Origin of the sequence: Novosphingobium sp. (assembly GCF_027486195.1) — a bacterium.
GTDB lineage: Bacteria > Pseudomonadota > Alphaproteobacteria > Sphingomonadales > Sphingomonadaceae > Novosphingobium.
Genome location: NZ_JAIXPP010000129.1, coordinates 12,662 through 27,478 on the forward strand (window position 1 = coordinate 12,662; position 14,817 = coordinate 27,478).

A 14,817-nucleotide genomic window follows, 5' to 3' on the forward strand; every position below is an offset into this window, starting at 1 on the left:
CTTATGCGTGCTGAAGCCCCGGGCATTCGGGTCTAGGGGAGCCTTGCGGGCCCCGCACCAAAAGGCCCGGATGAGGAGTTTGCCGCCCATGGCCGCCACCAGCTGTTCCGCCCTGCTCCTGTTCGGCGCAACCGGTGATCTTTCGCGGCGCATGCTGCTGCCCTCGCTTTATGCGCTACACGAGGACGGCCTGATCGATCCCACCTTGCGTATCGTCGGCACCGCGCGCTCGGTCCACGATGACGGCGAATTTCGCGAAATGGCCCGCGCCGCGCTGGAGGAGTTCCTCCCCGCCGACCGCCGCGATGACAGCAAGTTGGCCAGCTTCCTCGAGCGGCTCGAGTACCAGACGCTCGATGCCTCGAAGCCCGAAGGCTTTGCGGGGCTTGCCGAAAAGCTCGGTGACACTTCCTGCGGCCTCTCGATCTTCCTCTCGACCGCGCCCGCCCTGTTCGAGCCGACTATCGAGGGTCTGCGCCTTGCCGGCCTCGCCCACGAAGGCGTGCGCATCGGCCTCGAAAAACCGCTCGGCAACGATCTGGCCTCCAGCCGCCGCATCAACGACGCGGTCGCGGCGGGTTTCTCGGAAAAGCAGATCTTCCGGATCGACCACTATCTCGGCAAGGAAACGGTCCAGAACCTCCTTGCGCTGCGCTTTGCCAACATGATGTTCGAGCCGCTGTGGAACAGCGCCGGGATCGACCATGTCCAGATCACGGTGAGCGAAACCGTCGGCCTTGAAGGCCGCAAGGGCTTCTACGACGATACCGGCGCGCTGCGCGACATGGTGCAGAACCATATGCTGCAGCTCGTCGCGCTCACCGCCATGGAACCCCCGGTCGAGTTCGATGCGACCTCGATCCGTGACGAGAAGGTCAAAGTCCTGCGCGCGCTGCGCCCGGTGAAGGCGGAGGAAATGGTGCGCGGCCAATATGGCGCGGGTGCGGTCGGCGGCAGTGCCGTCACTGGCTACCTCGAGGATCTCGGCAAGCCTTCCGACACCGAGACTTATGTCGCGATCAAGGCGCACGTCGATAACTGGCGCTGGCAGGGCGTGCCCTTCTACCTGCGTCATGGCAAGCGTCTGGCCGAGCGGCGCAGCGAGATTGTCGTCCAGTTCAAGGGCGTGCCGCACAACATCTTCTCGGGGCGCGGCGGCAAACTGGGTGCCAATCGCCTCGTCATCCGCCTGCAGCCAGAGGAATACGTGCGCCTTCAGGTCATGGCCAAGGAGCCCGGGCTCGATCGCGGCGGGATCGTGCTGCGCGAAGTGAACCTCGACCTCTCGCTCACCACCGCCTTTGCCAAGGCTCGCCGCCGCATCGCCTACGAACGCCTGCTGCTCGATCTCATCGAAGGCGAGCAGACCCTGTTCGTGCGGCGTGATGAGGTCGAGGCGCAGTGGACCTGGGTCGATGCGATCCGCCGCGTCTGGGCCGAGACGGGCCTGGAAGTGCGGCCCTATGCCGCCGGCAGCTGGGGCCCGAATGCCGGCATCGCGCTGACCGAGCGCGACGGGCGCAGCTGGCATGACTGACGTCACCTGGGCCAAACCCGGCGATGCCGCTGCAGTCGCCGCGCATATCGCCCGCGTGCTGGCGCAGCCCGGCCCCAAGCGGCTCGCCTTCACCGGCGGTTCCACTCCGCTCAAGGTCTTCGCGCTGCTCGCCGGGCAAGAGCTTGACTGGAGCGGCGCGACCATTGCGCTGACCGATGATCGGCGTGTGCCCGATGATCATCCGGCGAGCAATTTCGGCAAGCTTCATGCTGCGCTCGCCGGAACCGGCGCGGTGTTCGAGCGTCTTGAAGAAGGTGTGCAGGTTCAGCCCTTCGATCTCGTCTGGCTCGGCATGGGCGAGGATGGCCATGTCGCCTCGCTGTTCCCGCACATGCACGCGCTCGTCCGCCCCGGCCCGACGGTGATCGCCACCACCCCGATCCCGCTGCCGCCGGAAGCCCCGTTCGACCGGCTCACGCTCAACAAGCGCGCATTGAAGGCCGCTCGCGAGATCATCCTCGTCGTTACCGGCGCGTCGAAGAAGGCGTTGATCGAGAAGGTTCTCGCCGGTTCCGACGCCTATCCCGTCTCAGACTTCCTGCGCGGCTTTGGCCCGCCCGTCACGATCTACTGGAGCGAATGATGCCCCTCAATCCTGTTGTCGCCAAAGTCACTGACCGGATCATCGCCCGATCGGCGCAGAGCCGCAGCGCCTATCTCGATCTCATCGCCCGCGCCCGCGATGCCGGCGTCAATCGCGACGTGCTTTCCTGCGGCAATCTCGCGCATGGCTTTGCCGCCGCCGGTGACGACAAGATCGCGCTGCGGACCGGTAAGAGCACCAATATCGGCGTGATAACCGCCTACAACGACATGCTTTCGGCGCATCAACCCTATGGCCGCTATCCGGAGCAGATCAAGATCTTCGCCCGCGAAGTGGGCGCGACTGCGCAGGTTGCGGGCGGCGTCCCCGCGATGTGTGACGGCGTGACGCAAGGTCAGGCCTCGATGGAACTCTCGCTGTTCAGCCGTGACAACATCGCGATGGGCACGGCAGTCGGCCTCAGCCACGGCATGTACGAGGCGGCGCTGCTGCTCGGCATCTGCGACAAGATCGTGCCGGGCCTCCTGATCGGTTCGCTGCGCTTCGGCCACCTGCCGACAATCCTCGTGCCTGCGGGCCAAATGCAGACGGGCCTCGCCAACAAGGAAAAGCAGCGCATCCGCCAGCTTTATGCCGAGGGGAAGGCGACGCGCGACGAGCTGCTCGAGAGCGAAAGCGCGAGCTACCACAGCGCCGGCACTTGCACCTTCTATGGCACCGCCAATTCCAACCAGATGATGATGGAAATGATGGGCCTCCACATGCCCGGCGCCAGTTTCGTCAATCCCGGCACCAAGCTCCGTCAGGAACTGACCCGCGCCGCCGTCCACCGTGTCAGCGAGATCACGTGGGATGGCGACGACTATCGCCCGCTCGGCTACTGCGTCGATGAGAAGGCCATCGTCAATGCCATCGTCGGCCTGCTCGCTACCGGTGGCTCGACCAACCACGTCATCCATCTCCCCGCCATCGCCCGCGCCGCCGGGGTGCAGATCGATTGGGACGACATGGACGAACTCTCCCGCGCTGTCCCGCTCGTCGCCAGCATCTATCCGAACGGTTCGGGCGACGTGAACGGTTTCGCCGAAGCAGGCGGCATGCCCTATGTCATCCGCGAGCTGGTCGAGGCTGGTCTCGCCCACGGCGATATCCGCACCGTCTATGGCAGTTCGTTGCTCGAAGGCGCGCAGCAGCCGGTGCTCGATGGCGATACTTTGCGCTGGAATCCTGCCCCGCGCGAAAGCCTCAATCCCGCGATGCTGCGCCCGGTGGCGGAGCCGTTCCAGCCCGAAGGCGGCCTCCGCCTCGTTCACGGCAATCTCGGCCGCGGCACGATCAAGGTCAGCGCGGTCGATCGCAGCCGCTGGACGATCGAGGCACCGTGCCGCGTGTTCTCCGATCAGAACGATGTGCTGAAGGCCTTCAAGGCGGGCGAACTTGAGCGTGACGTGATCGTCGTCGTGCGCTTCCAGGGTCCGGCCGCAAACGGCATGCCCGAACTGCACAAGCTCACCCCCTCGCTCGGCGTGCTGCAGGACCGCGGTTTCCGCGTCGCGCTCGTTACCGATGGCCGCATGTCGGGCGCATCGGGCAAGGTGCCGGCGGCCATCCACGTCTCGCCCGAAGCCAAGAAGGGCGGTGCGCTTGCCCTTCTCAAAGATGGCGACATGGTACGCGTCTGCGCGGAGTCCGGCGAACTTGTCGCCCTGGTGGACGAGGCCGAATGGGCCGCCCGCACACCCGCCGAGGCGCCGGACGAAGCCATCGGCGTCGGCCGCGAGCTTTTCGCCATGATGCGCCACTTCGCCGATCCCGCTGAACGCGGCGGTTCGGCGATGCTGGCGCTCGCGGGTCTTTGATGCATAGATAAGCGCCTGCCTCAGAGCAGCGCACACACTAGGGGGAGTGGGACATGCAACTGGTCGCGGTCGATATCGGCGGAACGCACGCCCGCTTTGCGATGGCCGAAGTCGAGGCCGGGCGTGTCGTCTCGCTGGGTGAAGCGGTCACGCTGAAGACTGCCGATCACCCCAGTTTCCAGCTCGCATGGGAAGAATTCGCGCGCCTCTCCGGCGGCACCCTGCCGCCCGCCGTGGCCATCGCGGTCGCGGGGCCGGTGGGGGGCGAACTGATCCGCTTCACCAACAACCCCTGGATCATCCGTCCTGCGCTGATCCCCGAAAAGCTGGGCGCGCCGGACTCTGTCGTCGTTAACGACTTCGCAGCTGTCGCGCATGCCGTGGCGCAGGCGGATGAAGCCCATTTCATCCATCTTTGCGGCCCCGATGTGCCGCTGCCGGAGGAAGGAACGATCAGCATTGTCGGCCCCGGAACCGGGCTCGGCGTCGCGCAGCTCTGGCGCCAGCGCGGCTCCTACCATGTCCAGCCCACCGAGGGAGGCCACATCGACTTTGCCCCGCTCGACAAGATCGAGGACGCCATACTTGCACGTCTGCGCGGGCGGCACCGCCGCGTCTCGGCCGAACGTGTCGTGGCAGGCCCCGGCATCGTCGATATCTACGAAACGCTCGCCAGCATCGAGGGCCGGGCGATCACCTCATTGAGCGACAAGGAGCTCTGGGCGATGGGCACCAGCGGCGATGACAGCCTTGCCGCCGCTGCGGTCGACCGGTTCTGCCTCTCGCTCGGCAGCGTCGCGGGCGATCTCGCGCTCGCGCACGGCGCCAGCGCGCTCGTCATGGCGGGCGGGCTTGGACTCAGGATCAAGGATACGCTCGTGCGTTCCGGTTTTGCCGAACGCTTCAGCGCCAAGGGCCGCTTCGAGGGCTTGATGGCGGCCATGCCGGTCAAGCTGATCACACACCCGCAGCCGGGCCTGTTCGGGGCGGCAGCGGCCTTTGCACAGGCTCATTCGTGAACCTTGGCGCTTTTATGAGGACAGGCTGAACCCGCTTGCCAAGCTGGCAAGGCTGGCTTAGCCATTCTCTTAACCGAACGATTAAGGGAAAGAGCGATGTCCTACGAAACGATCCGCGTCGAAAATGTCGGCCTTGTCCGCCGCATCGTGCTCAACCGGCCCGAGCGGCTCAATGCCTGCCCGCCCAACATGGCCGTCGAAATCGGCGACGCGCTCTATGATCTCGAAGGCGCGCGCGCGGTTGTTATCACGGGCGAGGGCCGGGCCTTCTGTTCCGGAGCCGATCTTGCCGCCACCGGCAAGCGCAGCGTTGCGGGCGGCGCGGGCAGCTACAAGGCGCTGACCGAGCACTACAACCCGATGATCGCCAAGCTCTCGCGCCTCGGCGTTCCGCTGGTCACCGCGGTCAACGGCCCCGCCGCCGGCGTCGGCTGCTCGATCGCACTGATGGGCGATTTCGTGCTTGCGGCGAAAAGCGCCTATTTCCTCCAGGCTTTCGTCAACATCGGCCTCGTGCCCGATGGCGGTGCCAGCTGGGTCCTGCCGCGCCTGATCGGCAAGTCGCGAGCGCTGCAGATGATGATGCTCGGCGAACGCGTCGGCGCCGAAAAGGCCGAGGAATGGGGCATGATCTACAAGGCGGTCGACGATGCCGCGCTGGACGACGAAGCCATGGCGCTGGCGGACCGGCTCGCCAACGGGCCGACCGTGGCCCTCGGCGTGATGCGCCAGAATGTGGCGCGCGCGCTTGAAACCGATCTCCCCGCCGCACTGCTGATCGAGGCGGAAGGCCAGTGGAAGGCGGGTGACAGCGAAGATTCCAAGGAAGGCATCCGCGCCTTCCTCGAAAAGCGCAAAGCAGAATTCAAAGGTCGATAATGCATCTCGAACACGATCCATCAGCCCCGGCGGCAGACCTCATCGGCTTTGACGATTTCCTCAAGGTCGATATCCGCGTGGGCACGATCGTGAGTGCCGAGCCCTACCCCGAAGCGCGCAAGCCCAGCCTCAAGCTGGCGATCGACTTCGGGGAGGGCATCGGAGTCAAGCGTTCGAGCGCGCAGATCGCCGCGCTCTATTCGCCCGAGGAACTGGTCGGGCGGCAGGTTGCGGCTGTCGTCAATTTCCCGCCGCGCCAGATCGGCAAGATGATGTCCGAAGTGCTGACAGTCGGTTTTCCCGACGGGGAAGGCCGCGTTGTGCTTTTCGCACCGGACGGCAAGGTGCCCAACGGCGCGCGGCTTTTCTAGGTAATCTGCCGCCGGTCCCGTTCGTGCCGAACGGAGGTTGTGGGGTGTTGAAACTCTACCCCCGCGCGAGTTCCGCATCGAGGAACGCGGCGACGTCCGCCAGATCGACGTCCTTGGCCAGAAACGTCTGTCCGATCCCGCGCATCAGCAGGAAGGGCAGGGTGCCCGCGTCCATCTTCTTGTCGTGCAGCATATGCGCCTTGAGCCGCGCGCCGTCGCAGCTGAGGCCCAGCGTCCCAAGCGAAGCTGGCAGCCCCGCCGCGCCGATATGGGCCGCGACGCGCTCGGCATCCTGCCCGCCCATCAGCCCGATCCGCGCCGAGTAGCGCGCCGCCAGCACCATGCCGAGCGCCACGCCCTCACCGTGGAGCAGCCGGTCCGAAAAGCCCGTTTCGGCTTCCAGCGCATGTCCGAAGGTATGCCCCAGATTGAGCAGCGCCCGGACGCCCAGCGTTTCCTTCTCATCCGCCGCCACGATCCGCGCCTTTGCCGCCACGCTCGTGGCAATGGCATGCTCGCGCGCCTTGGCATCACCCGCCAGCAGCGCAGGGCCATGAGCCTCGCACCAGTGGAAAAACGCGGCATCGTCGATCAGGCCGTACTTGACCACCTCGGCATAGCCCGCCCGCGTCTCACGCGGCGGCAGTGTATCGAGCGCCAGCGGATCGGCCAGCACCAGCACCGGCTGATGGAACGCGCCGACCAGGTTCTTGCCCGCCGATGTATTGATCGCGGTCTTGCCGCCCACGCTCGAATCGACTTGCGCCAGCAGGGTCGTCGGCATCTGGATGAACCCGCATCCGCGCTTGACCATCGAGGCGGCAAAGCCCGTCAGGTCGCCGATAACCCCGCCGCCCAGCGCGATCACGCTGTCCTTGCGCTCCACGCCCTGCTCGAGCAGCCAGTCAGCCGTGCGGGCAAGGTGTTCCCAGCTCTTCGTCGTCTCGCCAGCGGGGAGCACAAGCCATTCACTCGCAATGCCTGCCGCCAGAAGCGAACCCGCAACCGTCTCGCGCCAGGCGGCCGCCACGCGCTCGTCGGTCACCACCGCCACCTTGCCGCCGCGAATGAACGGGCGGCAATGCTGGCCGGCAGCCGCCAGCAGCCCAGTCTCGATCCGCACCTCGTAAGGCGCGCCGGCGATGTTGACGGGTATCACAGCCATGCGTCGATTGCCTTCAGGATGGTGAGCGCGGTCGCCTGATGGGGCTGGTTGCCGCTCTTCACATGGATCGGCGCTTCGGCATAGGTGGGGCCGCGCTCGGCCTTGAGCTTTGCCAGAATCTCGCGCGGATTGCCGTTCTTCAGCAGCGGGCGGTTGCCCTTGCGCCCCACCCGCATGACCAGCGTATCGAGATCGCTGTCGAGCCAGACCGCAATCGCTCGCCGCAGGATCAGCGCGCGCGTTTCGGGATCGACAAAGGCGCCGCCGCCCGTCGCCAGCACGCGGCGCACCGGCACGCCGTCCTCGCCCACCAACCTTGCGATCACCCGGCGCTCTCCGCTGCGGAAATAGGGTTCGCCGAACTGCGCGAAAATCTCAGGGATCGACATATGCGCCGCCTTCTCAATTTCCTCGTCGGCATCGCAGAAGGGCACGCCCAGCATCGCGGCAAGCCTGCGACCCACCGTTGTCTTGCCCACGCCCATCATGCCGACCAGCACGATCGGCCGATCGATACGGGCGGCCAGCCGCTGGACCGCGGCGGTTGAGAAGGCGGGGTCTTCGTGCTCCATTGCCGCGCCGCCTATAGTTGCGCTAGGGGCGAGTGCAAGGGTTGAGCAGGTGTTGTGCAAGAGCTGCGGCAACGCCCCGAAGGCGGGCAAGGTCAGCGGCCGCAGGAGCGTGTTTGGTGAAGGCTCGAATTCTGGCATTGTGCGGCCTCTTGATGGTGGTGGCGATATTGGCATTGGCATGGTTCATGGGGGATACGCAGCCGACGCGCTGGATCGAGACGCCCGTTGCGGCGCCGAGCGCACAGGCCGCTCCGTGAGCCGTCGCCGCGTTCGCCTTGTTGCCCTGACCTGCGCGGCCATCGGCGCGCTTTCGGCAATAGCCGTCACCGCGCAGGAATCGCTGCTTCCGCCGGGATTCGATGACAAGCCCGCCGCGCCAGTGCGCAAACCGCAGACCCCGCCGCGCCCGGCTGCCAATGCTCCCACACCGACGCGCAGTGGCGCACCGGCTGTCGTCAACGTGCAGCGCCCGGCATCTTCGCCCACCGCTCAGGCCGTTTCCGTACCGACGGTTCAGCCGCTCCCCGGCAACCCCGCACCGGCAGCCGCCGCGCCGGTTGCTGCCGCCAATGGAATAGGCGACATCGATCCGGCCTTGATCGACCAACTGGTCGCCAGCGCCAAGCCGCGCGCGGACATTCCCCCGCATGCGCAGCGCAGCCTTTCGCGCGTGGGCTTCTTCGATCAGGCGGATGGCGGCTTCCCCGCCGTCTCGAGCCACTATCTGAACGGCCCGTTCGTCGCCGGACTGCTGACGAGCATGCGCGGCGATCTCGTCTCACGCTGGGGCCACATCATGCTCCGCCGCGCGCTCGCGAGCCGGCTCGATACGCCCGTCGGCATGAACGGTGCAGACTGGGCGGCGCTGCGCGCGCAAGTGCTGCTGCGCATGGGCGAAGCCGATGCCGCGCGCGCCATGGTGCAGGAAGTCGATAGCGGGTTCTACACCCGCACGCTCGAGGATGCGGCGATGGGGAGCTTCCTTGCTACCGCCGATCCGGTCGGCCTCTGCCCGATCACCGCGCTCACCGCCGCCGGCCGGCCGGGCTGGGACTGGACGCTGACCCGCGCGATCTGCACCGCCTTCACCGGCGGAGAGGGCGCGCCTGCGCTTGCCGTGCTCGACAACGCCATGCGCAAGGGCACCGCGCCCAAGATCGACATCCTGCTCACCCAGAAGTTTGCCGGCGCGGCCAGCCAGGGCCACCGCGCGGTGAAGATCGAATGGGCCGGGGTGGACAGTCTCACGCCCTGGCGCACTGGCCTCGCGCTCGCCACCGGCCTCGAACCGCCCGAAGCGCTGCGCAAGCAGGCGGGCGCGGCCTATGCCGTCCTTGCGGTGCGCGCGCCGATGCTCCCGCTCACCGCCCGCGCCGAAGCCGCCGATATCGCCGCCGAACGCGGCATCCTGTCGTCCGCCGCCATGGTCGATCTCTATAGCGAGATCCACGCGCTGGACGAGCCCGACCGCACCTGGGGGCCGCTCGCCGATACGCTGCGCAGCGCCTATCTCGCAGCCGACGTGGCAGACCGGCTCTCGGCCATCCGCAATCTCTGGGGCGATGCCAGCGATCCGGACCGCGCCTATTCGCGCCTCGTCCTCACCGCCTATGCCGCCGCGCGTATCACGCCCGATGCCAATCTTTCCAGTGATGCCAAGGGCCTCATCGCCTCGATGCTTACCGCCGGGCTCGATCGCAATGCGGCGCGCTGGGCCAGCATGGTCCCCGTCGGCAGCGAGGCCTGGGGCCTCATCGCGCTGGCCGCGCCCGCCAAGTCCGCCGCGATCGGTGCCGATACGCTGGGTACGTTCCAATCGGGCGATACCAGCACCGGCGGCTTGCGCTCGCGCTTCCTGCTTGCCGGGTTGATGGGCCTTGGCCGGGTCGATCCCGCCACCGCGCGCCGCGTGGCCGATGATCTGAAGCTCGACCTTGCGCGCGAGACGCGCTGGACCCGCGCAATCGATGCCGCCGCCGCCTCGGAAAACCCCGTGCTGGTGGCCCTGCTCGCCGGATTCGGCATGCAGGGCAGCGGGTGGGACAAGATGACCCCGCTGCATCTCTACCACATCGTCGCCGCGCTGCGCCGCGCCGGGCTGGAGGGTGAGGCGCGGATGATCGCGGCGGAGGCCGTGGCGCGGGTCTGACGCGCGATGGCGGCGGAACCCTCGCGCGATCCGATCGAGGCCTTCCTCGCGATGCTCGCCTCCGAACGCGGCGCCGCCGCCAACACGCTCGCCGCCTATGGGCGGGACCTGAGGGCGGCGCGCGAGGAGATCGGCGATCTCGTGATCGCTGACAGCGAGGCCATCGCCGGCCTTGCCGAAGCCTGGCGCGATCTCGCGCCCTCCAGCCTAGCACGCAAAGCTTCGGCGCTGCGCCAGTTCTACGGCTTCCTTGCGGACGAGGGCCTGCGCAGTGATGATCCCTCCGCCGCGCTCCCGCGCCCCCGCATCCGCCGCCCGCTGCCGCGTCTGCTCGGGCACGGCGAGATCGCCGCGCTGTTCACCCTCGCGGAGAGCGAGGCGGAAGCCGGGGAGGGCGCCCGCATGCTTGCCCTCCTCGAACTGCTCTATGGCTCGGGCCTGCGCGCCACCGAACTTGTCTCGCTGCCTTTGGCCGCAGTCCCACGCGACGCGCCGTTCCTGATGATCACCGGCAAGGGCGGCCAGCAGCGCATGGTCCCGGTCAGCGCGCGAGCGGCTGCCGCGCTCACTCGCTGGCTGGCGCTGCGCCCAAAGGGTGGGCGCTGGGTCTTTCCCAGCCCGCGCGCCAAGGTTCAAGGTGGGGGCCACCTCTCGCGGGTGCGCCTGTTCCAGCTCCTGCGCGATCTGGCGCTCAGGGCCGGGCTCGATCCGGAAAAGGTCAGCCCGCATGTCTTGCGTCACGCCTTCGCCACGCATCTCCTTGAAGGCGGCGCGGACCTGCGCGTGCTGCAGACCCTGCTCGGCCATGCCGATATCGCGACGACGCAGATCTACACCCATGTCGATGCCGCAAGGCTCGTCGCACTGGTCAACAGCCGCCATCCGCTTGGCCCAGGAATGGGTGCGGCGGCGCAAAACCCGGCGCAAAAGGTTGACCCGGCGGCCAGCCAGCCTTAGCGCGGCGCGGATGATTTCCTATCTCGAATTCGAAAAGCCGATCGCCGCGCTCGAAGCGCGCATTGCCGAGCTGCGCGAAACGGCGCAGACCGGCGCGCTCGATATCGCGTCCGAAATCCGCCGGCTCGAAGCCAAGTCTGGCGAGCTGCTCGCCAGCACCTACCGCTCGCTGACGCCGTGGCAGAAGACGCAGGTCGCCCGCCACCCCTCGCGGCCCCATTTCCGTGACTACGTGAGCAAGGCCTTCACCGATTTCATGCCCTTGGGCGGTGACCGCAAGTTTGGCGAGGATCACGCCATCGTCGGCGGTTTCGCCACGCTCGAAGGCCGCGCGGTCATGCTGATTGGCCACGAAAAGGGCCACGATACGCAGAGCCGCATCCGCCACAACTTTGGCATGGGCAAGCCCGAAGGCTACCGCAAGGCGGTGCGCCTGATGGAAATGGCGAGCCGCTACGGTCTCCCGGTCGTCACGCTGGTCGATACTTCGGGCGCATTCCCGGGCGTCGAGGCGGAAGAGCGCGGTCAGGCCGAAGCCATCGCCCGCAGCACCGAGGCCTGCCTTGCGCTGGGCGTACCGATGGTTGCCGCGATCGTGGGTGAGGGCGGCTCGGGCGGCGCGGTCGCGCTCGCCAGCGCAGAACGCGTGCTCATGTTCGAACACGCGGTCTATTCTGTGATCTCGCCCGAAGGCTGCGCGTCGATCCTCTGGCGCACCGCCGAAAAGGCACCCGAGGCCGCAGAGGCCATGCGGATAACCGCGCAAGATCTCCTCGCACTTGGCGTGATCGACCGGATCGTGCCAGAGCCCGTCGGCGGCGCGCACCGCGATGGCACCGCCGCCGCGCTCGCGCTCGGCAAGGCGATTGCCGATGAACTTGCCGCGCTCGCGGGCAAACCGGCCGATACGCTGCGCGCCCTGCGCGCCGAGCGGTTCCTGCTCATCGGCGCCTGAGGGCAGCCGAACCTTCCCAAAGCAAATGCCTCTGGTCTTGCCGCCATTGGCATGGCTAGACTGGCGTCATGCTACTGATGGTGCCGGGCCTTGGGTCGCGCGCACCGCAGGCACAGGGGAGAGACTATGACCATTCGCCCGTTTCGCGCGTTCCTGCTGGCTGCCGGGGCTGGCGGCCTCGTGCTCGCAGGGCCTGCCGTGCCGATTTCGCGTGCAGACGCGCAAGGCACTGTCGCCACGATCAGCGCGGCGGACAAGACGCAAGGTGCCAAGGCCCATCCGCAGCTGCTCGCCGAATTCGGCGGTGCCTTGACGGGGCCGCAGGCGACCTATGTCGAAGGCGTGGGCAAGACGATCGCGTTCCAGTCCGGCCTCGGCAATGCGCGCAGCGATTTTACCGTCACGCTGCTCAATTCGCCCGTCAATAATGCCTTCGCCATCCCCGGCGGCTACGTCTACGTCACGCGCCAGCTCGTCGCACTGATGAACAACGAGGCGGAGCTTGCCGGCGTGCTCGGCCACGAAGTCGGCCATGTCGCTGCCCGACATTCGCAGAAGCGCGAAAGTGCCGCGACGCGCAACAGCATCCTCGGGGTGCTCGGCTCGGTCCTTGCTGGCGCGGTGCTGGGCAATTCGGCGCTCGGCCAGCTCGGGCAGAAGATTTTCTCCACCGGCAGCCAGCTCCTCACCCTGCGCTATTCGCGCGGGCAGGAAAGCGAGGCAGATGCACTTGGCGTCACCTACCTCAAACGCGCCGGGTATGATCCGCGCGCGATGAGTTCGGTGCTGCGCAGCCTCGCCCAGCAGACGGCGCTCGATGCCCAGCTCACCGGCACCACCGACAAGGTGCCGGAATGGGCGAGCACCCACCCCGATCCCGCCTCGCGCGTCAAGGCAGCGCTGGCGCTGGCCGGGACTAATGCGCGCGGCACGACCAATCGCGATCTCTTCCTCACCCGCGTCGAGGGCATCACGTATGGCGATGATCCCAAGCAGGGCGTGGTCGATGGGCGCAAGTTCCTCCATCCCGGTTTCCGCATGAGCTTCCAGGCGCCGCAGGGCTTCTACCTCGTCAACGGCACCCGTTCGGTTGCGATCAGCGGCCAATCGGGGAAGGGCGAGATGTCCACGGCGCCCTACTCGGGCAACCTCGATGCCTATGTCCGTGCGGTCTTTGCGGGCCTTTCAGACCAGCAGCGCATCGCGCCGGACGAGGTTCGCACAACCACAGTCAACGGCATCCCGGCGGCCTATGGCATGACCCGCGTCAACACCGGCGAGGGCGCGCGTGACGTCGTTGTGTTCGCTTATGCATGGGGGCCGGGCCAGGCGTTCCACTTCACCACGATCAGCGCGGCCGGGCAGGCCGGCGCGTTCGACCCGATGTTTTCCTCGATGCGGCGGATCACCATTGGCGAGGCGGGCGCAGTGCGCGCGCGGCGGCTCACGGTGGTGACCGTGAAGAAGGGCGATACGGTGCAATCGCTGGCCCGCCGGATGGCCTACGATGATCGGCAACTGGACCGGTTTCTGGTCCTCAACGCGCTCGATGCGGCAAGCCCGCTTGTCCCCGGAGCACGGGTCAAGCTGATCGTCTATTGATCCCGCGCGCAAAAGGGCGGGCGTGGTCAGCCACGCCCGCCCTTTTGCAATCTTGAAGGCGGAAGCCTGCGCTTAGAACGGGCCCTTGCCGTCCTGCGCATTGTTCAGCTTGGTCGAGACCTGCGTGAAAGTGTTCGAAAGCGAATTGCCTAGTGCGCCCATGGCGACCACGGCCCCCGTGGCGACAAGCGCGGCAATCAGGCCATATTCGATGGCGGTAGCGCCGCTCTGGTCGGACATGAGATTGCGGAAAAGGGTCATGGCGAGAAGTGCTCCAGCAGGCAGTACGACAATCTGTTCGTCTGAACCCGCTTCACCGACCACCGGCTAATGACCAGACTAGGCAAGATTACCGAGGAGGTGCTGACAAATGCTTAAGGGACCGAAAACCCTTTGCTTGGCCAGGTTGCGGCGGACGCGCGCCGTCTCCCGCATGCGGCCCGCCATGCGCTGCATACACTGTAAAGTAATCCGGCATTCCCAACACGGAAGATAACCCGCTCCGACAAGCGAAGAAGGGGGCGTGGATAACCACACCCCCGACTTCATTGCCAAATCCGAAAACCGCGCGCGGTTAGAACGGACCCTTGCCGTCCTGCGCGTTGTTAAGCTTGGTCGAAACCTGCGTGAAGGTGTTCGAGAGCGAGTTGCCCAGAGCGCCCATGGCCGTGATCGCGGCAACCGCGATCAGCGCAGCAATCAGGCCATATTCGATGGCTGTGGCAGCTTCTTCATCTTGAATAAGCTTCTTGAAAAGTGTCATGCGAATGGTCCTCCACCTGGCAACTTGCGCTGCCGACGTGCTCTTTCGCTCTTACGACCCCCCGGCCGCACGAAATTGCAGGTGTCAAAATATCCGGCATTCCCTGACAAAACGTAAAGACGCCTTAGCTATTGCTGGGAACAATCCCGCTGCGATCTGCGGCGTGTCCGGAAAGGTGGTCCAGATGCGCAGCGATGTGCGGCGCAAGCGGGGCTATTTCTTGGCTTTGGTGAGATTGGCGTCGATCGTGTTGTACATCGTGAAAAGCGAATTCACGAAGGCGCTCATGCCGAAAAACATCGTCATTGCGATCACACCGATGAGCAGGCCATACTCGACGGCAGTGGCACCCGTGTTGTCCACCAGTGGCTTACGGACAAAGTCCAACATCAATCGGTTACCCCTGTCCGCGTCTAGGTATATT

At 66.5% G+C, this 14,817-nt stretch carries 16 protein-coding genes; 11 read left to right on the forward strand and 5 right to left on the reverse strand.

Going from position 1 to position 14,817, the window contains the following annotated elements; all coding sequences use genetic code 11:
* The first annotated feature begins 88 nt into the window (after nucleotides 1-88).
* The 6 genes from zwf to Q0071_RS22085 all read left to right on the forward strand — a co-directional run bounded on the left by zwf (nucleotide 89) and on the right by Q0071_RS22085 (nucleotide 6,230).
* Nucleotides 89-1,537 (forward strand): glucose-6-phosphate dehydrogenase, encoded by a 1,449-nt coding sequence (zwf, locus tag Q0071_RS22060; RefSeq protein WP_298174718.1) that lies wholly within the window; start codon nucleotides 89-91, stop codon nucleotides 1,535-1,537.
* The gene (locus tag Q0071_RS22065) at nucleotides 1,530-2,141 is read left to right on the forward strand and encodes a 6-phosphogluconolactonase (protein ID WP_298174720.1); all 612 of its coding nucleotides are present in this window, start codon (nucleotides 1,530-1,532) and stop codon (nucleotides 2,139-2,141) included. Before zwf ends, Q0071_RS22065 begins: the two co-directional genes overlap by 8 nt.
* Entirely contained in the window at nucleotides 2,141-3,961 is a 1,821-nt protein-coding gene (edd, locus tag Q0071_RS22070) for a phosphogluconate dehydratase (protein ID WP_298174722.1), read from the forward strand. Before Q0071_RS22065 ends, edd begins: the two co-directional genes overlap by 1 nt.
* A gap of 53 nt (nucleotides 3,962-4,014) precedes the next feature.
* Nucleotides 4,015-4,980 carry a glucokinase gene (locus tag Q0071_RS22075; RefSeq protein ID WP_298174723.1) on the forward strand — a complete coding sequence of 322 codons (966 nt, stop codon included), beginning with the start codon at nucleotides 4,015-4,017 and terminating at the stop codon, nucleotides 4,978-4,980.
* A gap of 96 nt (nucleotides 4,981-5,076) precedes the next feature.
* The gene (locus Q0071_RS22080; RefSeq protein ID WP_298174725.1) at nucleotides 5,077-5,859 is read left to right on the forward strand and encodes an enoyl-CoA hydratase-related protein; all 783 of its coding nucleotides are present in this window, start codon (nucleotides 5,077-5,079) and stop codon (nucleotides 5,857-5,859) included.
* Complete coding sequence (locus Q0071_RS22085; RefSeq protein WP_298174727.1) at nucleotides 5,859-6,230, forward strand: tRNA-binding protein; 372 nt, start codon at nucleotides 5,859-5,861, stop codon at nucleotides 6,228-6,230. The genes Q0071_RS22080 and Q0071_RS22085 overlap by 1 nt, the downstream gene beginning before the upstream one ends.
* 55 nt (nucleotides 6,231-6,285) lie before the next feature.
* Here Q0071_RS22085 and aroB read toward each other — a convergent pair whose 3' ends face one another.
* Nucleotides 6,286-7,395 carry a 3-dehydroquinate synthase gene (gene aroB, locus Q0071_RS22090; protein ID WP_298174728.1) on the reverse strand — a complete coding sequence of 370 codons (1,110 nt, stop codon included), beginning with the start codon at nucleotides 7,393-7,395 and terminating at the stop codon, nucleotides 6,286-6,288.
* Nucleotides 7,386-7,967: a shikimate kinase gene (locus Q0071_RS22095; protein WP_298174730.1), complete on the reverse strand. Its 582-nt coding sequence runs from the start codon at nucleotides 7,965-7,967 to the stop codon at nucleotides 7,386-7,388. Before Q0071_RS22095 ends, aroB begins: the two co-directional genes overlap by 10 nt.
* 116 nt (nucleotides 7,968-8,083) lie before the next feature.
* On the opposite strand from Q0071_RS22095, the gene Q0071_RS22100 reads away from it, so the two are divergent.
* The 5 genes from Q0071_RS22100 (at nucleotide 8,084) to Q0071_RS22120 (ending at nucleotide 13,630) form a co-directional block, all read left to right on the forward strand.
* Nucleotides 8,084-8,224 carry a hypothetical protein gene (locus Q0071_RS22100; RefSeq protein WP_298174732.1) on the forward strand — a complete coding sequence of 47 codons (141 nt, stop codon included), beginning with the start codon at nucleotides 8,084-8,086 and terminating at the stop codon, nucleotides 8,222-8,224.
* Nucleotides 8,221-10,116 carry a hypothetical protein gene (locus Q0071_RS22105; protein WP_298174734.1) on the forward strand — a complete coding sequence of 632 codons (1,896 nt, stop codon included), beginning with the start codon at nucleotides 8,221-8,223 and terminating at the stop codon, nucleotides 10,114-10,116. Before Q0071_RS22100 ends, Q0071_RS22105 begins: the two co-directional genes overlap by 4 nt.
* A gap of 6 nt (nucleotides 10,117-10,122) precedes the next feature.
* Nucleotides 10,123-11,073, forward strand: coding sequence for a tyrosine recombinase (locus tag Q0071_RS22110; RefSeq protein ID WP_298174735.1), 951 nt, complete (start codon nucleotides 10,123-10,125; stop codon nucleotides 11,071-11,073).
* A gap of 10 nt (nucleotides 11,074-11,083) precedes the next feature.
* The gene (locus tag Q0071_RS22115; protein ID WP_298174736.1) at nucleotides 11,084-12,028 is read left to right on the forward strand and encodes an acetyl-CoA carboxylase carboxyltransferase subunit alpha; all 945 of its coding nucleotides are present in this window, start codon (nucleotides 11,084-11,086) and stop codon (nucleotides 12,026-12,028) included.
* Nucleotides 12,029-12,154: 126 nt separating this feature from the next.
* Nucleotides 12,155-13,630, forward strand: coding sequence for a M48 family metalloprotease (locus Q0071_RS22120; protein WP_298174737.1), 1,476 nt, complete (start codon nucleotides 12,155-12,157; stop codon nucleotides 13,628-13,630).
* Nucleotides 13,631-13,702: 72 nt separating this feature from the next.
* On the opposite strand, the gene Q0071_RS22125 is transcribed toward Q0071_RS22120, so the two are convergent.
* The 3 genes from Q0071_RS22125 to Q0071_RS22135 form a co-directional block, all read right to left on the reverse strand.
* Nucleotides 13,703-13,891 carry a Flp family type IVb pilin gene (locus Q0071_RS22125; RefSeq protein WP_298174738.1) on the reverse strand — a complete coding sequence of 63 codons (189 nt, stop codon included), beginning with the start codon at nucleotides 13,889-13,891 and terminating at the stop codon, nucleotides 13,703-13,705.
* A gap of 313 nt (nucleotides 13,892-14,204) precedes the next feature.
* Nucleotides 14,205-14,393, reverse strand: a complete 189-nt coding sequence (locus Q0071_RS22130; RefSeq protein ID WP_298174739.1) for a Flp family type IVb pilin — start codon at nucleotides 14,391-14,393, stop codon at nucleotides 14,205-14,207.
* Nucleotides 14,394-14,606: 213 nt separating this feature from the next.
* Nucleotides 14,607-14,783, reverse strand: a complete 177-nt coding sequence (locus tag Q0071_RS22135; RefSeq protein WP_298174740.1) for a Flp family type IVb pilin — start codon at nucleotides 14,781-14,783, stop codon at nucleotides 14,607-14,609.
* Nucleotides 14,784-14,817 lie beyond the last annotated feature (34 nt).